This is a genomic window from Arthrobacter sp. DMZ02-1R, assembly GCF_057747935.1.
Map to the genome: position 1 here is coordinate 3,880,092 of NZ_CM173230.1, position 17,969 is coordinate 3,898,060.

The following is a 17,969-nucleotide window of genomic DNA, read 5'->3' on the forward strand; positions in this document are numbered from 1 at the left end:
TCAAGAGGCCGGGACCCCGGCGAAGTTAGACGGCGCCCAAACTAGACGGCGCTGTTCAACGCAGCATCATGCGAATTGAACCCACGCGTAATTCCGCCGAGGGTCGCGGTGGCGAGCGTCGAGAGGTAGTCGTGCCGGCGTCGGGCAGTAATCCGCGACTGCGGCTCGAAGACTTGCTCGGGGTCGTCAGAGTAGTGCGCAGAGAGTCCATCACGCATGAGCCGGATACCTTCGGCCCGCTGTTGGGACACGGCAGCGTGCGTGGAGCCAAGCTCTTCGGCGAGCTCCTTGACGGTCCTCCCGGCGAAGTAGATCTCCTCGACGACGTAGCGCATCTTTTCCGGCAGGGCCTCGACGGCGGCACGGAGGTACTTGAGGCGTTCATCGGCCAGGACTGAGTGTTCCGGGGAGACAGTGTCCGCGGCGACGGTGTCCACGACGACGTCGTCCAAGGGCGACAGCGTCCGGGCGGCATCGGCGAGGGCAGCCTCAACGACGCTGCGCTCGACACCGAGGGCTGACGCGGTTTCCGCCACCGTAGGCGTGCGCCCAAGGACGCCGGACAGGGTTTCCTGAACCGACATTGTCTCCTTAATGCGTTTGCGTGCCGAGCGGGTAGCCCAGTCACTGGCCCGCATCTCGTCCGCAAACGCTCCAACGATCCGGCGGCGCGCAAATGCGCCAAAGGGGACTCCGAGGCTCGGATCGAAGGAATCGGCGGACGTTATCAACGCCACGGACCCTACGGACGCGAAATCGTCGCGCGACAAATGAGAAGCTCTTGCACAGAGCTCAGACACCAAGTAGCCAACGAGCGGTAAATGCTGCAGCACCAACTCGTTGCGTTCCTCGCGATTCAAAATTAGTCCCCCCATGAGACCGGATTATTGAGTTGCAAAAGCCTGATTCCGAGGATCCTCCGGCGAGCTGCTGAGACGATGAGGCAGGCCGAAGATTACCTGGAACAGGCATGTATTCAGTGAACATACCATCTGCCACATAACAATGCGTGTACGCTCATGAAAAAGATGTAAAACCGGCCGCGGGATCATGTTCCGCAGGCCAAACCGGGGAATGGGGAACCGTGGGGGCGGATGAGCTGTCAGCGATGCTGTGGCGCGAGCGGAGGCAACTGGAACTGCTGTTGTTCCGGCTCGAAACACAGCTGCTGCATGTTCGGGCAGGCAATTGGCATTGGCTAAAATTCACTGCCGCTGACGTGGAAAAAGTTCTGGAAAGCCTTCGGTTCGACACCCTTGCCCGGAACATCGAGTCTTCCGCAGTCGCAATCGAATGGCGTGTGCCGGCGAACGCAACCCTCCCCGTGATCGCCTCCGTAGCGCCTCCTGGAATCTGGCCGGAACTGCTTCAGGAGCACCACCACGGCATGGTGCTGCTGCTAAAACAAGTCGAGTCTGCCGTCGCCGCCAACGTCGAGGCACTCCTGTCGGGGCCGATCGGGGCCGGGGACGTGCGGCTTACGGCCGGGCAGCCCGGGGAGGTTTTGGTCCCGGATGGAAAGGCAGCGGAGGCCACTGCCGACACAGCCAACGCCGCGGATGATGTGATGTTGCTGGCGGAAAACGCCAATGTCGAGCGGGCCCTGGCCGTGACGAGGGATTGTTCGCTGCCACTCCTCGAAGAATTCCTCGGCTTGGCTTAGCGCTGCACACGTGGCCGCCCCATGTGACGCTCGCTCACCTTTGACACCTTTTCGGCCGACGCTCCTGCAGATAATGCGGTACGTGAGCCGACGCTCCTGCACCTTTGGGAGTAGAAGGGCAACCCCTCCTGCAGAAGATATGCAGGAGGATCGGTGGTTTTTGCCCTAAAGGTGAGCGAGGGTCGGGTGGTTAGGGCTCATATGTGAGCGAGGGTCGGGACTGGCCCTGTGTTAATCCGGCTTTCGTCGTGATGCAGGCGGTCGCAGCCCGGCAAGGAGCTCCTCGGCCTCGGGACCGGCCTTCGCTGCCGCGAGATTGGCAGCGGCGATCGCTTCAACCACTTCGCGACGCTGGATGGACACCCCGCGGGGCGCCTCGATCCCGATCCGCACGCCGTCGCCGCGGCCCTCCATGACGGTGATGACAATGTCATCACCAATCATGATCTGTTCGCCCGGCTTGCGTGTCAGTACCAGCATGCTCTCAATCTACCTTTCCAAACACCCCGATGCGGGCGGGCTTGCCGTCCACCCAGCCGATGGGAAGACCGAGTCCGTTGACAGTCTCCGGACTGGCGGTCTCCGCCGCACCGAAAACGGCCAGTGCATCGAGCGAAGACCGCTCGGCGGCCAAGGCTGCGGAAAGTGCCCGCACCCATGCCTGCGTGTCTTCCGCCTTCTGTCTGGCGTCGGCAACCAACCACAGTTGGTCTGCGGCGAGGCCGGCGATGTGTGCCGCATGCGTCACGGCTTCGCTTGGCCGGCCGAGTCCATACGCCACAAGCACGGTTTGGCCAGTGAGCACCGCCTGGGCGCGGGCCGCCGTCGCGCCCTGCCGCCCCGCCACGTGGAGGTGCCCGAACGCGGTCAACTCCCCCGCCGTCCGGACGTCGGAGCCGCCCTCCGAGATCGACATCTCCAGCGCGGGGCCCAAGGCGTCGTCACCGAGGCCCAGCAGAATGATGAGGTTGCCGCTGCCGGCTAATGGAACTGGCACCGGGACGGATGCTAGCGCCGGGACAGCTTGCCCGACGACGGCGGCCGGCAATGCGGTCAGCATCCCTTGGGGCCTCGGTTCAGTTGCCGGTGCCTGGAACTCCTTTCCCAGCTGCTCCAAGAGTCCTGCGAAATCCGGCGAGCCGGTCGAAACGGCTGCCGCTGGCCGGTGGAGGTCCACTTCAGCCGCATCGGCTTGCTCAAGCAGCGCGGCGATGGCGGGCCCCTGCAGCGCGTGCCCTGCCCCGCCGAGGTGGGTGGAACCCTCTTCGGGAACCTCGATGGTGGCCTCGTAGCGGTTGGCGGCGAAGAGCCCGGCGATTCCCGGGCTGGTGACCTTCTCGGCGGAGACGATCCGCGCCCCGGGCCCGTACTGCTGCTCGGCCTTCTCGCGGATGACCTCCAAGGACGCGCCCTTAAGCTTGTATTGCTTCGGCATGGCGGACCACCCCCACGGTTTCGATCTGGATGTTGGCCGACGTCACTTCACGGTAGGACAGCACGGGGACGCCGCCGTCGGGAGCCGCGACGAGCCGCCGGACAGCGGGCCGCAACGCCGGGGCGCACACCAAAACGGCTTGCCGTCCGGCAGCCGCCGCTGTTTCCACAGAACTCTTCACGGAGGCAAGGACGGCGTCCAGGCGCGCTTGGCTCATGACAATCTGGGTGCCTCCTTCCGCCGGGCGCATGTCCTCGAGCATGGACTGTTCCAGGAGCGGATCGATCATGATCACATTGAGCACCGCGCCGTCCAGGAACTTGGCTGCGAGCGCGGGTCCCAAGGATTGCCGGGCGGCTTCCACTAATGCCTCGGGTTCGGTGGAAACCTTGGCACGCAGGGCGAGTGCCTCGTAAATCCGCGGAAGGTCGTTGATGGGAACCTGTTCTTCGAGGAGGCCTTGCAATACCCGCTGCACTTCGGCAAGGGACATCAGACCGGGGATGAGCTCCTCGACGGCGGCAGGGCTCTGCTTGCGCACGCCTTCCGTCAGCACGCGGACGTCCTCGCGGGTGAGGAGCCGTGCGGCGTTGGCGGAGACGATCGATGACAAATGCGTCACCAACACGGAAACCCGGTCGATCACGGTTGCCCCGGTCATTTCGGCGCTGTGCCGCATTTCCGTGGGAATCCACTTTCCGGCCAGCCCGAAGACCGGTTCCACGGTGGAGATGCCCGGCAGGGCATCAAGGTAGTCGCCGAGGGCGAGCAACTTGCCCGACGGCGCTGTGCCACGTCCCGCTTCGACGCCGGCAATACGGATGGCGTAGTTCGCCGGGGGCAGCTCCACGTTGTCGCGCGTGCGGACGGGCGGGATAACGATCCCCAGTTCCATGGCGATCTTGTGGCGCAGTGAGCGCACCCGGGCCAGGAGATCGTCCGAGGCACCGGAGACCATGTCCACAAGGTCCGGAGCCAACAGGATCTCGACAGGGTGGATGCGCATGTCCTGCATGAGCCGCTCGTTGGGGTCTTCTTCGGAGATCAGGCTGGCCGCGTCCTCGGCGTCCTGTGCCTCGAGCTGCTTCTTTTGCTGCGCTGCCAAGCGCCGGGAAGCGAACAGGAGGAAGGCGCCCACCAGCAGGAACGGCAGGATGGGCATGCCGGGGATCAACGCCATGGCTACTGCGGCAAGTCCTGCGATGAGCATCGCGTTGGGCGACTGCATGAGCTGCGAGGACGCCGTGCGGCCCATGTCCTCCTCGGCATTGGACCGGGTGACGATCATGCCCGTGGAAACAGCCATGAGGAGGGCCGGGATCTGCGTGACGAGCCCGTCGCCCATTGTCAGCAGTCCGTAGGAGTTCAGTGCGTCGCCCACGTTCATGCCGCGCTGCAGCACACCGATGGCGATGCCGCCCACGAAGTTGATGATGATAATGATGATGCCCGCGATGGCATCGCCCTTGACGAACTTCGAGGCGCCGTCCATGGCACCGTAGAAATCGGCCTCGGCGGACACCTCGGCGCGGCGCCTGCGGGCTTGGGCATCCGTGATGAGGCCGGCGTTGAGGTCCGCGTCGATGGCCATCTGCTTGCCGGGCATGGCGTCGAGGGTGAATCTTGCCCCCACCTCGGCCACGCGTTCGGCGCCCTTGGTGACCACCACGAACTGGATGACCACCAGGATCAGGAACACCACGGCACCGATGATCATGGAACCGCCCACAGTGACCTTGCCGAAGGCGTCGATCACTTGTCCGGCGAAGCCCTGCCCCAGAACCAGCCGTGTGGACGCGACGTTGAGCCCCAGCCGGAACAGGGTGGCAACCAACAGCAAGGACGGGAACACCGAGAAGTCCAGCGGCTTCTTGACGAACATGCTGGTGAGCAGGATCAGCAGGGCCAGCAGGATGTTGCAGACGATCAGGAAATCCAGCAGCGGCGCGGGCACGGGAACCACCAGCAGCAGAACGATGCCCACGATTCCCACCGGCACGGTAAGCCTTGCGAATCTGTTGTTCATTGCTGTGTCCTGTCCGGGGTGGAGTGGCTACTGGTCATGGCTTGGATGCTGGGACTCAAGCGGAGGCTCCTGCCGGTGCGCCGGGAACGGCTCCCGCAACGGCCCCGGCAACACCCGGCATACGGTGCATCCCGCGTGCCGCTCCCCTGGCCTTGAGCGACATCACGAACGCCAGGACTCCCGCCACGGCCCGGTACAGCTCCACGGGGATTTCCTGGCCCAGCTCACAGGCCGAGTGCAGCGCCCTCGCCAGCGGGATGTCCTGGACCATCGGAACCGATTTTGCTTCTGCCTCTTCCCTGATGCGGGCAGCGATGACCCCCGCTCCCTTGGCCACAACGCGCGGTGCCGCCTTGCCGGCGTCGTACTTCAACGCAACGGCGACGTGCGTCGGGTTGACGAGAACGACGTCGGCGTCTGCGATGGCGCCGATCATGCGGTTCCGGCTCATGGTCAGTTGGCGCGAGCGGCGCTGCGACTTGATCAGGGGATCGCCGTCGCTGCTCTTGTTTTCGTCCTTGATTTCCTTCTTGGACATGCGCGTCTTCTTGCGGTTGCGGCGCATGACGACGAAGATGTCTACGGCCGCCAGTACCAGGCCAGCAAACACGGCGAACTGGATCACGGACCCGATGCCGCCTGCCGCCGCGGAAAGGACGCCGGACACCGGCAGGCCCCCGGCGGTAAGCAGCACGGGGATGAGGCCCTGCACCACCGCGTACAAGACAAGCCCGACGACGGCGGTCTTCAGCAGCGCTTTGAGGCCGCCCCACAGGGCCTGGCCGCCGAAGATCCGTTTGACTCCACTAACCAGGTTGAAGTGCTCAAACTCTGCCCGGAACTTCTTGAAGTGGATGCCGCCCTGCAGCGCTGATCCGGCCAGGACCACCACCATGACCACCACGAACAAGGGTCCCAACACTTGGGCCAAGGAACCGAACCCGGCTTCAAGGGCTGCGACCGCTTTGGCGGGCTCGGGGTGGGCAATCGCACTGCGGACGCTGAACAGCTGGTCCGCCGCGGCGTTGGAGGCCCGCTCGATAGTCGATGGAATCATGGCTGCGGCGGAACCGACGGCGAGCCAGGCGGTGAGGTCCTGCGAACGGGAAAGCTGCCCCTTGGAACGGACTTCCCGCATTCGTTTGTCAGTGGCTTGCTCGGTTTTTTCCTGTGAATCCGACATCAGCCCACCCCCATCAGCGTGTTTGCCGTTTGTTCGGCGAGCATGGCCACGAGCCGTGGCAGGGCCAGGAAGAGGAACCCGGCGAGCGCCAGGGTGATGAAGATTTTGAGCGGGAACCCCATGGCGAAGGCGTTCAGGGCGGGGGCAACGCGGGTGAGGAGGCCTAGTCCGATGTCGGCGAGCACCAGGACAACCAGCAGGGGCCCGGCGATTTGCACCGCCGAAAGGAACATTCCCGTGACAGCGGAGACCATGGCTTGCACAGGCTGTGCCAGGTCCACTCCTCCGGCCAGCGGCAACGCGGTGAAACTCCCGGTCAGGCCGCCGATCACCAATTGGTAGCCGTCAGAGGCGAAGAGGAGCGCGAGCGCGGCCATTTGCATCAACCTGGTGAACTGGGCGCCATTGACCATCATCTGGGGATCGAAGCCCTGGGCCATCTGGAAGCCGCTGAAAAGGTCCAGCAGGCTGCCTGCCGACTGGATAGCCGCGAAGACCAGGGAAACCAGGAAGCCCAGGACCAGTCCGGTCACCAGCTCCAGGACCACGCCGGTGATGAAGCTGGCCGTGTCCTTGGGGGTGTAGCCCACCGAGAGCCGCTGGGACACGGCCAGTCCCAAGCCGAGGCCCAGCATGGCCTTGATGCGTGCCGGTATGGCGTGGTGGGAGAAAGGAGGAGCCACCAGGAGAAAAGCCGTCATCCGGATGGAGGCCAGCAGGAGGACCTCCAGTCCGGATTGGGTGATGGGGAGCTCCACTTCACCCTCCCCCGATCAGCCCGGGGATCCGGGCGAAGAGCTCGTTGGTGAAGGAGACCATCTCCGTGATCATCCAGTGCCCGCACACCACCAAGGCCACCGCTACGGCCACAGCTTTGGGCACGAAGGACAGGGTGGCTTCCTGTAGCTGGGTGATGGACTGCAGGAGGGAAATGGCCAGTCCCACCACCAGAGCGGTGACCAGGGCTGGCGCCGCGAGCTTTGCGGCCACGATCATGGCCTGGAGGCAGATGTCCAGGACTGCGTTGGTATTCATCAGCCGCTCGAATAGCTCTGGATCAGGGCTGTAATCACCAGGCCCCAACCGTCCACCAGGATGAACAGCAGGATTTTGAAGGGCAGCGAGATCATCACCGGCGGAAGCATCATCATGCCCATGGACATCAGCGCAGCCGAGACCACCAGGTCGATCACCAGGAACGGGATGAAGATGACGAAGCCGATGATGAACGCGGCCCGGAGCTCGGAGATCATGAACGCCGGGATGAGGGTTTGCAGCGGGACGGATTCCGGGTTGGCAGGATTGGCCAATTTGGCCGCGCGGGTCATCAGCGCAATGTCCTCTTGCCGGGTGTGGGCCACCATGAAGTGCTGAAGCGGTGCGGACCCGGCAGAAACGGCGCCGTTGAAGTCCAACGTCCCGTTCAGGTAGGGCTGGATTCCGACGTTGTTGATCTCCGAGATCACGGGCCACATGACAAACAGGGACAGGAAGAGCGCCAAACCGGCCAGGACCTGATTAGGCGGGATGGATGGCAGGGACAAGGCATTGCGCGTCATGGCGAGCACCACGAAGATCTTGGTGAACGATGTCATCATCAGCAGCAGGGCCGGGGCGACGGAGAGCAGCGTGATTCCGATCAGCGTCACCACGGCTGTGGAAGGCTTACCGTCCAGTCCGTTGATGTCGATGCTGACGTTGCCGCCGGACGGCTGGGCCGGGGCCGTGGGCACCGCGGGCGCGGTGGGTGGCGTCGGCGCGATTGGTGCCGCGTGGCCGGCGGACACGCCCAACCACAGGAACAGGGCCGTCAGCAACAGCACGCAGAGCACTGCGAGCAACATTCTGGCCATGCGGCGGCCATCGACAGTCCCAAAATTCAGGATCAATTGCGGCGTCCCCTGATGGCCTCGGCGGCCTGCCGCCAGGTTGAACCGGCAAGAATGGAGCCGTGGAGGGGTTGTGGTTCCTTGTTCAGCTCATTGCGGCGATGGATCTCGCTGCGGCGCCTGAGTCCACTGGCTTGGGGTTCAGCGGTTTGGGGCCTGTTGTCCGCAAGCCGCGCGCCGCTGGCGTCGCGGAAGATGTCGGCGAAGCTCTCGGGTGCCGGTGAGCGCTCCGGTGTCCATTCCCGGCGCTCGGCAGGGACCGGGGCCGGCCCAGGAAACCGGGCCTCCGCCGTCGTGATTTCCGGAAGCTCGACAGGGACGTCACTGGTGTGTAGGACATTGATGGCGTGCTCGGTGACGCCCAAAAGGAATCGTTTGTCCCCTGCGTCGACCACCACCACGGAGGCCTTTTGACCGACGGTCTGCCGGCTGACCACCGTCAGGGTGGTGTTGGCCCGGCGTCGGCCTTTGCCCTTGCCCTTGAGAAGGCGGCGCTGCAGGAACCATATGAGGCCCAGCACCGCACCCAGGGCAACGAGCACACGCAGCCCGAGGATGAGCGAATCCATCTAGTAGATTCCCTCGGCGACGTCGAGGATGCGCGTGATCCGCACAGCATAGTCCTGGTCCACTACAACAACTTCGCCGTGGGCGATCAATCGGCCATTGAGGAGAACATCCGCGGGTGCGCCGGCCGAGCGGTCCAGTTCGATCACTTTGCCCGGTTCCAAGGCGAGGGCGTCGCGCACGGACATGCGGGTGCGGCCGATCTCCACGGTGAGGGCCATTTCGACGCTGCTGATCAGCCCGAGACGGGAAGAAACAGTACTGGTCTGGCCGGCACGTGCGGCCGGAATGTCCTGCACGGTTCCGTGTTCACGGACCCGGACGGCGAACCAGCCGAACGTCTGCCCGCCGTCGCCGGCCAGGGACTGCCGCAGTTCAAAAACGGCAGTTTGGGAGTCGGAGAGCAGCCCTGCGGCATCTTCCTCGCGCAGCTCCCCCAGCACTCCGGCGTCGAACGCCTCGGCTGCTTGTTCCATGGCAGGGCGCAGGACGTCGACGGCGGAGACCGCTCCGCCGGGCAATCCACCTTGGAGGGCACCGCCGGCCGCGGCGAGGAAGGACCGGTCCACGAGGATGAGCGCGAAGTCCGCGGTCACGGCGCCCACGAAGGTGGCCGTGATGGCGAGTGGTGCGTACGGTGCGGCGGCTTGCGACGTGACTATGCCGGAGACGTGCAGCGCGGCAGGAGTCGGCAGCTGGGCGGCCAGTCGCTCCGCTGCCGACTCGTGCAGGGTCAGGGTGATGCTCATCGCTGGTTCTCCTCGATTGTGACGATGACGGCGGCCGCACGTGAGCCGTTGCGGGCCGGGGCGGCAGTGGCCAGCCGGGTGCCGTTGATAGCGACGTCGAACGGCCGGTTCTCCAGGTGCGGCAGCGGAATGACGTCCCCGACGGCGAGGCCCAGGATCTGCGCCGGCGTCACCGGAGTGGGGCTCAACTGGACAGCAATGTCTACCGGCACTTGGGTTACCTGGGCGCGGACCAAGGCCTCGGCGTCACGGCTGTGGACAGTGGGATTCACGTCGCCGAGTCCGGAAAGGAGGACGTCGGCGGGAATCGCGAGACTGGCAGCGGCCAGGCTTTCGCCCACCTTGACGGTGAATGAGGCCACGATCATCAGCTCCGAGGGAGCCGCTGCCTGGGCGAACTGGGAGTTGTACTGGATGACATCCATGCGCACCGGAGTCGTCAGAAGGGCGCCCAGGGAATAGCTCAGGTCCTCCAGTCCGTCTTCCACCATGCGGCTGATGAGCGCCTGCTCGATCTGGGTGAACTTTCGATCCGAAACGGCCGTCTCGGTGCCGCCGCCCAACATACGGGTCACCCAAGAAAGGGCCGCCGTGGCAGGAAACTGCATGACGAGCCGCGATTCGCTGCCTTCAATGCGGCACAGCACCATCGAGGTAACGGAGGGGAGGGAAGCCGCGTATTCGTCATAGCTCTGCATGATGAGCTGTTCCAGGGTCGCGGTGGATTTCACGCGGACCTTGGCCGTGAGCTGGGTTCCCCATTGGCGGGCAAAAGTCTCGAAAGCAACTTCCAGGACGCGGCTGTGCTGGCGCGGCAAGGTAGTGGGCCTGCGGAAATCGTAGACGTCCACGGTGCGCTGCCGTCCCGCCGATAGATCTTCCTGTTCACTCACGGTTGCCACTATCGGCAAGGAAAGGGCGGGCGTAAGGGCAATTATTGGAGCCTTTCCGCGTGACTGGATGTCGGCTACGCTTGATGTGTTGCCCCGGACCCTGGCAGCGCCTTCTATCGGCGCGCGCTTCAGGAGATCACTAATCATGTCAGGCGACCCCAATACCCGCACCGCCTCCAGGGAGGTGCATCACCCGTCCGTGCCGGCCGCGGTTGCGCCTGCGCCGAGCCAGTACCTCCGCCCTTCTCTCGCCAGGCATCCTTCCGCCGCGCCGGACTCCGAAATTTGGCGGGATTATCCGTTGGCAGAGATCGAGGAGCTCATTGCGGAGCTGAAAAGGAAGGTGGCCCGCTTTGCGTTGTTCCGTTCGATCGAATTCGCGGATGAGGCCTCTGAACCCGGAAACCTGGCTGCCTTTGAATCGATGAACGACGCCCTCGAAGATATCTCGGCGGCGGCGCTGGGCATCGAATTAGCGTCCCACCAAGAATTTCTCCGGACCCGTTCGGTCGCAAGACCGGACCTTAACGTACCGGCAACCAACAAAGAGTCAGGAACTGCAGGATGATCAGCACCATTGAGGCCGGACGGACGTTTTTTGTCGAGGCCAATAACCCGCTCGAGATCGAACAGGATCTGAACTCCGCAGTGGACGCAGCGCTCATGCACGCTATGCAAGATGGCAAGCAGGGGATTTTGGTGACAAGGCACGGGCACTCGAGCTTCACTGTCGCCGTCAGCAGCAAAGTCCCTTTCGGAGAGACTATGGAAGAGAACGGGCCGGCCTGGAGTCCCGGGAAAGCGGAAAACTCCGGGGCCTCCTAAAACGTCAGGGCCCTGCTAGAACTTCCGGACCTGCCAGAACTTTGGACGGCCTTTGCCGCCTATAGAGTCAGGGTCCGGTCGATGACGCGCGCCGCCGTGTCGTGCAGACTCTTGCTGTTGGCCCGTGCAAAAGTGCGTAGCCTGCGGAACGCCTCTTCCATGTCCACTCCGGCAGTGTAGGCAATGACCCCCTTGGCCTGTTCGATGAGGACCCGGCTGTTCAGGGCGCGCTGCAGCTGTTCGTTGATCACCGCCGATTCGCGGATGGTGCGTTCCTGCAGGATGCTGATGGTCGCAACGTCTGCCAGCGCTTGGCCGATGGCAACGTCCTCCGGGGTGAGGGCGCCGGAATGTTCGCCGAAAAGGCCCATGGCTCCGATGGTCCTGCCTTGAACGCGCATCGGTACAGCGTGGACGGAACGGAATCCCTGTGACAGGGCGGCCGCCTGGAAATCTGGCCATTGGCCGCTCAAGGCGCGAATGTCCTCCACGACCACCAGTGCTCCTGTCCGGTAGCACTCGACGCAAGGACCGGAGCCCGCCTGCAGCTGAAGTATTTCAACAAGCTGGCTTCGTTCGCTGGTGGAGGCAAGGACCTGCAGCTCGCCGTGGGGATCGGCAAGCAACAACCCTGCGGCGGCGGCATCGAGCAGATCCACAGATGCCTCGACAAGCGCATGGAGCAAGGCCAGCACGTCGTAGTCAGCAACCAACGTGTTCGTGATCCTTACGAAGGCCGCGCTGACGCGCTCGGCACGGCTTATCGTCACCATGTCGCCATATTACTGCAGACCACGACTGCCGTGCGCGTCGTTCCCCGAGGCAAAACTCAGGCGGCCCTGCAGCACCGCATCGGCTGTTTCGCGCAATGACAGTGAATGCGCGAACGCGTGGGCGCGCATCAACAAAAGTGCGTCCGCGGCGGAACTCCCCGATTGTGCCAGGACCATTCCTGTGGCCTGGTGGATTTCCCGCCGGGACATCAGCGCGGTTTCCACGGCGGGGTCCGTGTCGGGCGAATTCACCACCAGGACCCGTCGCAACAAATGCCACGCCGTCTGGCCGGCGAGTACCGACGCCGTCGTGTAATCGGCGTAGCTCAGGCTCCCCGGTTCCGTATGGTGGAGCTCCACAACCCCCAGATCCATAGCGCCGACTGTCAGCGGGAACACAAACAGCGCCGCAGCTTCGGTCTCCAGGATTGCTTTGCTAAAAACCGGCCACGAATACGGATGTGGGTCACGGACATCGGGGACCAGCACCGGGAGCTTTGTGTGCAAGGCTTCCCACCTGGGACCTTCCCCCAAATCAAACTGCAGCTCATCAAGCCTGGCCGCCAGCTTATTGCTCGCGCACACAAGGGTCTCCGACGTGGCCCCGCCGAACATGGACACGGCAGCACCGCTCACTGGTAGCTGACTCAGAAACGGTGTGCACAGGTCGGCGTCACCGGAAGCTCCCGCTCCAACGCCGGAGTCAACCATGGAACATGCCTTGGCGGAACTCGGAGAACTCTAGAGCGGCTTGTGCAGCTTCCATGGTGAGCCTCAGATCCCCGAATCATCCTGTGCGGCAGAATCCGGTTGCGCGCGGAACCGGAACAGCTGCTCTTCACCGCTAAGAATAGACCCATCATGCCCGGGCATGCAGGTCAGGGATTGGTCGAGCGGTTGCCTAGGCCGCTGGTGCCTGCGAAATTCTTACCATGTTGCCCGAAGGATCCCGGAAGGCGCAGTCGCGGGGACCCCATGGCTGGTCGATTGGCTCCTGCATGACCTCCGCGCCGGACGCCCTGACCTTCTCGAAGAGCCCATCGACGTCGTCCGAGCGGAAGACAATGGGCCCCAGGACGCCCTTGGTGAGCAGCTCCTGGAGGGAATCGCCGTCCGCCTTGGACCGGCCCGCGTGCGGTTCGGAAAGCACGATTTCAACACCAGGCTGGGCCGTGCTGCCGAGCGTGATCCAGCGGAATCCGCCCTGTGCGACGTCGTTGAGCACCTCGAGGCCGAGGGCATCCCGGTAGAAGGTGAGTGCCTCGTCGGGATCGTTGACAGTGATGTGTGAGTACTGCAGTGAAATAGTCATGGCAACGACGCTAGTCCGCGACGACGGCGAGCGCTTCTTGAATCCTGCTCTCTTCTTTCCGGCCAGGTTCCTGCCGGACGGGCTGTTCGTTCCAGGCAGGTTGCTCGTTCCGGCGGGGCCTCGTGCGAATCTTCGCCACGCACGCCGGCATTGCGGCCACTGCGAGGTGCTCGCGGGTGCGGTAGGTGCTGGGAGGCACCCCGACGAGTTCGGTGAACCGCGAACTGAAGGAGCCAAGTGACGTACAACCGACCTCCATGCAGGCGTCGGTGACGCTCATTCCGCCGCGCAGGAGCGCCATCGCCCGCTCGATCCGGCGGGTCATGAGGTAGTTGTAGGGGGTCTCGCCGTAAGTGGCCCGGAACTGCCGCGAGAAGTGCGCGGGTGACATGTAGGCGTGGCTGGCCATGGTCGGCACGTCGAGGGGCTTTGCGTACTCGCGGTCGATCAGGTCACGGGCCCGGCGCAAGTATGTGAGCCTGGCAAGATCCTCCGGGGTCATGCCACGAGCGTACCTCGGCACGCTGGCCATTTCCACGGAGCCCGACGTCGTCCCGCACCGGCCGTGCGGGCCTACTGGCCCGCTCTCGCCTTGAGTGCCTCGGGAATCAGGGCGCGGACCACTTCGGGTTTGTCCGAGAGTACGACGACGTCGACGCGGCGGTTGAGCTCCATCAGCGCCTCGGTAGAGTCGTCGTTGACCTGCCGGGCCGAGCCGAACGCGACCGCCCCAATGTGGCCTGCCGGGATCCCCCCATGGTCCACGAGGTACCTGAGGACATTGACGGAACGCGCGGAGGAAAGCTCCCACGTAGAGGGATAGGAGGTGATTCCATTGGCGGCGTGGCCTTCCACCATGACTTCAAGGCCGGCGCTGACCATGGCGGGGGCAATGGTGCCAAGGACCTGGCTGGCGCGGGCAGTGAGCTCCGGCCGGTCGGGTTCGAAGAAGGTCTGTGATCCTACGAGTTTCACGGTGAGTCCGCGTTCGCCGATCTGGAACTGCACATTGGCCCCCAGCCCCGCGGCGTCGAGCTTTGACTTCATGTCGTCACGCAAAGCGGTGAGCCGGTCCACTTCCTTGAGAGCCAGGTCCAGGGAAGAGAATCCTTGGGCGTCGGCGTGGGTGAACTCAGGCGGAACCACGGTGCCTGTGGCTGTGTCCACCTTCTGGCTGGCCACAGTGCCGAAGCCCGTGGCCAGCGAATTCCGGAGCTTATCGAATTTGGTCTGGTCCACGTTGGACATGGCGAACAGGACGATGAACATGCACATAAGCACGGTGACCATGTCCATGTAGGAAGCCATCCAGCGTTCGTCGACGTGCTCCGCCGCCGGAGGTGAACCGCGCCGGCGCCGGGACCTCATGCGGCCTTGGACGAAGCGAATTTGCCGGGGCGGCCTCCGTCGTCGTCGCTCTTCTTTGCGGAATTTGCCTTGCCGAGCCTGTCTGCCGGGACCATGGCCCGGAGCCGCTCGGCGAGCAGTAGCGGTTGGGTCCCGTTCTGCACTGCCAGCATGCCCTCCATCAGGAGCGTCATGCGTTCGATTTCCAACTCGGACAGGCGCTTGAGCCGCGAGCTGAAAGGCAACCAGATGAAGTTCGCGGACAACAAACCCCAGAGGGTAGCCACGAATGCCGAGGCGATCATGGGTCCCAGATGGTCAGGCGAGGAAAGGTTCTCCAAGACGTGGGTCAGCGACACCACCGTGCCAATGATGCCGATAGTGGGTGCGTATCCACCCAGGCTGGCAAAGAATTTTGCAGAGACGTGGTCGCTGCGCATCTTGGTGTCGATCTCGTCTTCCATGAGGATGCGCAACTCTTCGGCATCGGTGCCGTCGGCGATGTTCTGGAGGGCCCTGGCAAGGAACGGATCCTTCTCCTGGGCGGCTGCTTCTTCAAGGGAGAGCAGCCCTTCACTGCGGGCCTTCTCGGCAAAGCCGATCAGCTGGTCGATGCTGTCCTGTGGCTTGTCGGTCTTGCCTTTGAAAGCCTTGGGCAAGTCCTTGAACGCCCGGATGGTGTCGAGGAAGGTGTTCCCGGCCAGGCCTACGGCCAAGGTGGCACCGAAAACCAGGACCATGGGCGCGGGAAGCAGGAGCGCCATGAGGTTGGCGTCTTCAAGGGTCACCATGGCGACCACGGAGCCGAAGGCCAGGAACAGGCCGATGATAGTTGAGGGATCCATGGCCTACCTTCCGTCCGGGTCCGGTGTCCGCACGAGGCTCAAGGGATAGCCCGTCACTGTGGGGAGATCTTGTGCCCGCCGGAGGATGTAGGAGCGGTAATTCGCAATCAGCTCCACCACCTCGGCGAGGCTCTCCCGCACTACGTAAGCAGCGCCGTCGAGGGTCACCAGGTGGGTGTCCGGGCTTTCGTGGATCCGTTCAATGATGTCCGGATTCACGGCAAAGCGGGTGCCGTTCAGGCGGGTGACAACGATCATGGGCCGTTTCTGCTTTAGGTAGGAAGGCGCTGTAGGGGGGCGGTTCAGTTCCTACTGTCGGCCGGAGGCCCGCCCGCGTTAGCTTGCCGCCGAACTGCGTCGCTCCAGTCAGCCCATCAGCCCATCAGCCCATCAGCCCAAGTTCACCATCCGCGGTCAGGACTTTCGGACCAAGCGGGAAAGCGCCATGGGAAGAGTCAAAACGGCGACGGCGGGAACGATCCACCAGATGCCTCCGGCGCCTGCGGAGCTCAGTGCGGCAGTGGCTGCGAAGGATGCGGCTACGGCAAGGGCTACCCTCCAGTCATCGCCAATGATGAAGTCGTACCAGAACAAGCCGAAGCGTTTCAGCGATTCCACCGCGGAGGTTTTGCGCGGACCGTCGAGGGCAGTCTCCGCGGCCACCGTGCGGGTCTGGGCTGTTTCTGGATCACCGGACTCCAAGGATGCTCCCACCTGAAAACCACCGAAGGGAATACCACCAGCGAATCCCAGGGCGGGCTGGTTTGGCACGGACACCGTAGCAACCGTGAACCTCGACGGACGGCGGCGAAGCAGCGCCACGATCGCCAAGGCGATGACGGCGAGCCCTGGAATGATGACCAGGAGGGAAATATCAGCCACGGGCCAAACGGCCCCGGCACCCTCGGCGCCCCAAAAGATGCCGAAGCTTGTCAGCATGATGCCCACGATGAACTTCATGGTGTTCTCGGGCACCCGGGAAAGGGGTCCGCGAACGATGATCGCCGCAACGGCTACCAGGACAACTGCCACTGCCGCTGCCCACGCCGCCAGCCCCAATTGGCCCTGGATGTTGCCGAAGGTGACAACGATGAACGCAACTTCCAGTCCTTCGAGCAGGACGCCCTTGAAGGAAAGGGTGAAGGCGTACCAGTCGCTGACCCCAAAGCGGGACACGCCGGTCGCGGCCTGTGCCGCGGCAAATTCACGCCGATAGATCTCATCCTCGTCGTGCAGGGCCTTGTGGCCACTGGCGCGCAGGATGGCCTTGCGCATCCACTGGAGCCCGAAGACAAGCAGGAGTCCCCCGACAATGACGCGCAGGAAATCCAAAGGAATCAGGGCGATCGCGGGTCCGAAAACGATGACGACGGCGGCCAGCACCACCAAGCCCGCGCCGACGCCGGAGAGGGCCGAGCGCCAGTTGCGCGCAGTCCCCGCGGCCAGAACGATCGTGGCGGCTTCCACGGCTTCGACCAAGCAGGCCAGGAAGACGGACAGGAGCAATGCAGTGGTATTCAAGGGTGTCGCTCTCTTTCGGAGGCGTAAATGTAACCGCTGTTAGATCATCAACCTATTGATGGTGACTCTACGCACATAACAGAGTCTACTGTTCTGGTGAATGAAAAGCTAAGGGCTTTCAAAGCTTGCCCACCATGCCCTTCCGCAAAGGCAAACGAGGACCTTGGAGAGGCGGCAGATAGAATCCGAACATGCGCCCTGCCGAATCGACCGACAATCCGGACGCGGGCGGGGCAGCCGAATGGCTGATCCTCGTTTACCGCGTCCCCTCCGAGCCCACCCGGCTGCGCGCAGCGGTGTGGCGGCGACTCAAAGGATTGGGCGCCGTCTACTTGCAAAACTCGATCGCCGCTCTCCCCAAGGCTCCTGCCGCGGAACGCGCACTGCAGAAACTGCGCCACGAAATCCTTGATATGCCCGGCACGGCCATTCTCATGTCTTCCACCGTCATCGCAGGCGATTCCCATATCCTGAGCCTCTACCAATCGGCGCGCACCGATGAGTACGACGAGATCGTTGACCGTTGCAAGGATTTTCTCGCTGGGATCGAGAAGGAATACCAGGCCAACCACTTCACGTATGCCGAGCTCGAGGAGAACGAAGTCGACTACACAAAACTCGTCAACTGGCTCGCCAAAATCCGGGCACGCGATACCTTCCAGGCGCCCGGCTCCACCGAAGCGGATGCCGCCTTGGCCCAATGCGCACAGGCCTTGGAGGACTACGCAGGCAGGGTCTACTCAGAAGAATCCGAGGCCCACTAAGCAGCACATCCACCATTCGCGTATTAGGTCACGCAAACCTTGCGTAATACATGTGATTCCCGTCACGATCAGGTGATCTGGATGGAAATTTAGGTATGGCTAACCTAAAGTTTCAACCTGTGAGCCCGCACTTTCTTCCCCCGGGCTCCCCAGGATTTGCTCGCAGAAAGAAGCCCT

The 17,969-nt window shown here is 63.5% G+C and carries 23 protein-coding genes; 4 read left to right on the forward strand and 19 right to left on the reverse strand.

Going from position 1 to position 17,969, the window contains the following annotated elements; translation table 11 throughout:
• Positions 1–41: 41 nt before the first annotated feature.
• Positions 42–860, reverse strand: a complete 819-nt coding sequence (locus AC3ANQ_RS18410) for a sigma-70 family RNA polymerase sigma factor (protein WP_488305370.1) — start codon at positions 858–860, stop codon at positions 42–44.
• 224 nt (positions 861–1,084) lie between these two features.
• Between AC3ANQ_RS18410 and AC3ANQ_RS18415 the strand changes: the two genes are divergently transcribed.
• Entirely contained in the window at positions 1,085–1,663 is a 579-nt protein-coding gene (locus AC3ANQ_RS18415) for a hypothetical protein (RefSeq protein WP_488302362.1), read from the forward strand.
• Between the two features lie 231 nt (positions 1,664–1,894).
• On the opposite strand, the gene csrA is transcribed toward AC3ANQ_RS18415, so the two are convergent.
• From csrA to AC3ANQ_RS18465, 10 genes are read right to left on the reverse strand one after another with little or no spacing between them, the layout of a single operon-like run.
• Positions 1,895–2,143, reverse strand: coding sequence for a carbon storage regulator CsrA (csrA, locus tag AC3ANQ_RS18420; RefSeq protein WP_184737915.1), 249 nt, complete (start codon positions 2,141–2,143; stop codon positions 1,895–1,897).
• 4 nt (positions 2,144–2,147) lie between these two features.
• The gene (locus AC3ANQ_RS18425; RefSeq protein ID WP_488302363.1) at positions 2,148–3,098 is read right to left on the reverse strand and encodes a hypothetical protein; all 951 of its coding nucleotides are present in this window, start codon (positions 3,096–3,098) and stop codon (positions 2,148–2,150) included.
• Complete coding sequence (locus AC3ANQ_RS18430) at positions 3,076–5,124, reverse strand: flagellar biosynthesis protein FlhA (protein WP_488302364.1); 2,049 nt, start codon at positions 5,122–5,124, stop codon at positions 3,076–3,078. The genes AC3ANQ_RS18425 and AC3ANQ_RS18430 overlap by 23 nt, the downstream gene beginning before the upstream one ends.
• Positions 5,125–5,179: 55 nt before the next feature.
• On the reverse strand, positions 5,180–6,307 hold the full coding sequence (locus AC3ANQ_RS18435; protein ID WP_488302365.1) for an EscU/YscU/HrcU family type III secretion system export apparatus switch protein: 1,128 nt from the start codon (positions 6,305–6,307) through the stop codon (positions 5,180–5,182).
• On the reverse strand, positions 6,307–7,065 hold the full coding sequence (locus AC3ANQ_RS18440; RefSeq protein WP_488302366.1) for a flagellar biosynthetic protein FliR: 759 nt from the start codon (positions 7,063–7,065) through the stop codon (positions 6,307–6,309). The genes AC3ANQ_RS18435 and AC3ANQ_RS18440 overlap by 1 nt, the downstream gene beginning before the upstream one ends.
• Position 7,066: 1 nt before the next feature.
• Positions 7,067–7,342, reverse strand: coding sequence for a flagellar biosynthesis protein FliQ (gene fliQ / locus AC3ANQ_RS18445; protein WP_488302367.1), 276 nt, complete (start codon positions 7,340–7,342; stop codon positions 7,067–7,069).
• Entirely contained in the window at positions 7,342–8,160 is an 819-nt protein-coding gene (fliP, locus tag AC3ANQ_RS18450; RefSeq protein ID WP_488302368.1) for a flagellar type III secretion system pore protein FliP, read from the reverse strand. Before fliP ends, fliQ begins: the two co-directional genes overlap by 1 nt.
• 32 nt (positions 8,161–8,192) lie before the next feature.
• Entirely contained in the window at positions 8,193–8,765 is a 573-nt protein-coding gene (fliO, locus tag AC3ANQ_RS18455) for a flagellar biosynthetic protein FliO (RefSeq protein ID WP_488302369.1), read from the reverse strand.
• Positions 8,766–9,512: a flagellar motor switch protein FliN gene (gene fliN, locus AC3ANQ_RS18460; RefSeq protein ID WP_488302370.1), complete on the reverse strand. Its 747-nt coding sequence runs from the start codon at positions 9,510–9,512 to the stop codon at positions 8,766–8,768. It lies immediately after the preceding gene.
• The gene (locus AC3ANQ_RS18465; RefSeq protein ID WP_488302371.1) at positions 9,509–10,405 is read right to left on the reverse strand and encodes a flagellar motor switch protein FliM; all 897 of its coding nucleotides are present in this window, start codon (positions 10,403–10,405) and stop codon (positions 9,509–9,511) included. The genes fliN and AC3ANQ_RS18465 overlap by 4 nt, the downstream gene beginning before the upstream one ends.
• Positions 10,406–10,550: 145 nt before the next feature.
• Between AC3ANQ_RS18465 and AC3ANQ_RS18470 the strand changes: the two genes are divergently transcribed.
• Together AC3ANQ_RS18470 and AC3ANQ_RS18475 are read left to right on the forward strand one after the other, a co-directional pair.
• On the forward strand, positions 10,551–10,973 hold the full coding sequence (locus tag AC3ANQ_RS18470) for a hypothetical protein (RefSeq protein ID WP_488302372.1): 423 nt from the start codon (positions 10,551–10,553) through the stop codon (positions 10,971–10,973).
• A complete protein-coding gene (locus tag AC3ANQ_RS18475) occupies positions 10,970–11,230 on the forward strand; it encodes a hypothetical protein (protein ID WP_488302373.1) in 261 nt (86 codons plus the stop codon). Before AC3ANQ_RS18470 ends, AC3ANQ_RS18475 begins: the two co-directional genes overlap by 4 nt.
• Positions 11,231–11,289: 59 nt before the next feature.
• Here the strand turns inward: AC3ANQ_RS18475 and AC3ANQ_RS18480 are convergent, their stop codons facing one another.
• The 8 genes from AC3ANQ_RS18480 to AC3ANQ_RS18515 all read right to left on the reverse strand — a co-directional run bounded on the left by AC3ANQ_RS18480 (position 11,290) and on the right by AC3ANQ_RS18515 (position 17,028).
• Positions 11,290–12,003, reverse strand: coding sequence for a GAF and ANTAR domain-containing protein (locus tag AC3ANQ_RS18480; protein WP_488302374.1), 714 nt, complete (start codon positions 12,001–12,003; stop codon positions 11,290–11,292).
• A 9-nt stretch (positions 12,004–12,012) separates the two neighbouring features.
• Positions 12,013–12,714 carry a GAF and ANTAR domain-containing protein gene (locus AC3ANQ_RS18485; RefSeq protein WP_488302375.1) on the reverse strand — a complete coding sequence of 234 codons (702 nt, stop codon included), beginning with the start codon at positions 12,712–12,714 and terminating at the stop codon, positions 12,013–12,015.
• 190 nt (positions 12,715–12,904) lie between these two features.
• On the reverse strand, positions 12,905–13,315 hold the full coding sequence (locus AC3ANQ_RS18490) for a VOC family protein (protein WP_488302376.1): 411 nt from the start codon (positions 13,313–13,315) through the stop codon (positions 12,905–12,907).
• A gap of 10 nt (positions 13,316–13,325) precedes the next feature.
• On the reverse strand, positions 13,326–13,817 hold the full coding sequence (locus AC3ANQ_RS18495; protein ID WP_488302377.1) for a helix-turn-helix transcriptional regulator: 492 nt from the start codon (positions 13,815–13,817) through the stop codon (positions 13,326–13,328).
• 71 nt (positions 13,818–13,888) lie between these two features.
• Positions 13,889–14,683, reverse strand: a complete 795-nt coding sequence (locus AC3ANQ_RS18500; RefSeq protein ID WP_488302378.1) for an OmpA/MotB family protein — start codon at positions 14,681–14,683, stop codon at positions 13,889–13,891.
• Entirely contained in the window at positions 14,680–15,507 is an 828-nt protein-coding gene (locus tag AC3ANQ_RS18505) for a motility protein A (protein ID WP_488302379.1), read from the reverse strand. Before AC3ANQ_RS18505 ends, AC3ANQ_RS18500 begins: the two co-directional genes overlap by 4 nt.
• 3 nt (positions 15,508–15,510) lie before the next feature.
• Positions 15,511–15,765 carry a flagellar FlbD family protein gene (locus tag AC3ANQ_RS18510; RefSeq protein ID WP_488302380.1) on the reverse strand — a complete coding sequence of 85 codons (255 nt, stop codon included), beginning with the start codon at positions 15,763–15,765 and terminating at the stop codon, positions 15,511–15,513.
• A 156-nt stretch (positions 15,766–15,921) separates the two neighbouring features.
• Complete coding sequence (locus AC3ANQ_RS18515; RefSeq protein WP_488302381.1) at positions 15,922–17,028, reverse strand: COG4280 domain-containing protein; 1,107 nt, start codon at positions 17,026–17,028, stop codon at positions 15,922–15,924.
• A 191-nt stretch (positions 17,029–17,219) separates the two neighbouring features.
• Here AC3ANQ_RS18515 and AC3ANQ_RS18520 point away from each other — a divergent pair, with 191 nt between their 5' ends.
• Entirely contained in the window at positions 17,220–17,792 is a 573-nt protein-coding gene (locus tag AC3ANQ_RS18520; protein WP_488302382.1) for a Chromate resistance protein ChrB, read from the forward strand.
• Positions 17,793–17,969: the final 177 nt, after the last annotated feature.

Bases quoted from the DNA above. Each gene is read 5' to 3' on its own strand.
- AC3ANQ_RS18490 (WP_488302376.1), bottom strand. From the start codon at position 13,315: ATGACTATTTCACTGCAGTACTCACACATCACTGTCAACGATCCCGAC.
- AC3ANQ_RS18425 (WP_488302363.1), bottom strand. From the start codon at position 3,098: ATGCCGAAGCAATACAAGCTTAAGGGCGCGTCCTTGGAGGTCATCCGC.
- AC3ANQ_RS18510 (WP_488302380.1), bottom strand. From the start codon at position 15,765: ATGATCGTTGTCACCCGCCTGAACGGCACCCGCTTTGCCGTGAATCCG.
- AC3ANQ_RS18435 (WP_488302365.1), bottom strand. From the start codon at position 6,307: ATGTCGGATTCACAGGAAAAAACCGAGCAAGCCACTGACAAACGAATG.
- fliP (WP_488302368.1), bottom strand. From the start codon at position 8,160: ATGGCCAGAATGTTGCTCGCAGTGCTCTGCGTGCTGTTGCTGACGGCC.
- AC3ANQ_RS18485 (WP_488302375.1), bottom strand. From the start codon at position 12,714: ATGGTTGACTCCGGCGTTGGAGCGGGAGCTTCCGGTGACGCCGACCTG.
- fliO (WP_488302369.1), bottom strand. From the start codon at position 8,765: ATGGATTCGCTCATCCTCGGGCTGCGTGTGCTCGTTGCCCTGGGTGCG.
- AC3ANQ_RS18500 (WP_488302378.1), bottom strand. From the start codon at position 14,683: ATGAGGTCCCGGCGCCGGCGCGGTTCACCTCCGGCGGCGGAGCACGTC.
- AC3ANQ_RS18480 (WP_488302374.1), bottom strand. From the start codon at position 12,003: ATGGTGACGATAAGCCGTGCCGAGCGCGTCAGCGCGGCCTTCGTAAGG.
- AC3ANQ_RS18495 (WP_488302377.1), bottom strand. From the start codon at position 13,817: ATGACCCCGGAGGATCTTGCCAGGCTCACATACTTGCGCCGGGCCCGT.
- AC3ANQ_RS18430 (WP_488302364.1), bottom strand. From the start codon at position 5,124: ATGAACAACAGATTCGCAAGGCTTACCGTGCCGGTGGGAATCGTGGGC.
- AC3ANQ_RS18470 (WP_488302372.1), top strand. From the start codon at position 10,551: ATGTCAGGCGACCCCAATACCCGCACCGCCTCCAGGGAGGTGCATCAC.
- csrA (WP_184737915.1), bottom strand. From the start codon at position 2,143: ATGCTGGTACTGACACGCAAGCCGGGCGAACAGATCATGATTGGTGAT.
- AC3ANQ_RS18475 (WP_488302373.1), top strand. From the start codon at position 10,970: ATGATCAGCACCATTGAGGCCGGACGGACGTTTTTTGTCGAGGCCAAT.
- AC3ANQ_RS18520 (WP_488302382.1), top strand. From the start codon at position 17,220: ATGCGCCCTGCCGAATCGACCGACAATCCGGACGCGGGCGGGGCAGCC.
- AC3ANQ_RS18505 (WP_488302379.1), bottom strand. From the start codon at position 15,507: ATGGATCCCTCAACTATCATCGGCCTGTTCCTGGCCTTCGGCTCCGTG.
- fliN (WP_488302370.1), bottom strand. From the start codon at position 9,512: ATGAGCATCACCCTGACCCTGCACGAGTCGGCAGCGGAGCGACTGGCC.
- fliQ (WP_488302367.1), bottom strand. From the start codon at position 7,342: ATGAATACCAACGCAGTCCTGGACATCTGCCTCCAGGCCATGATCGTG.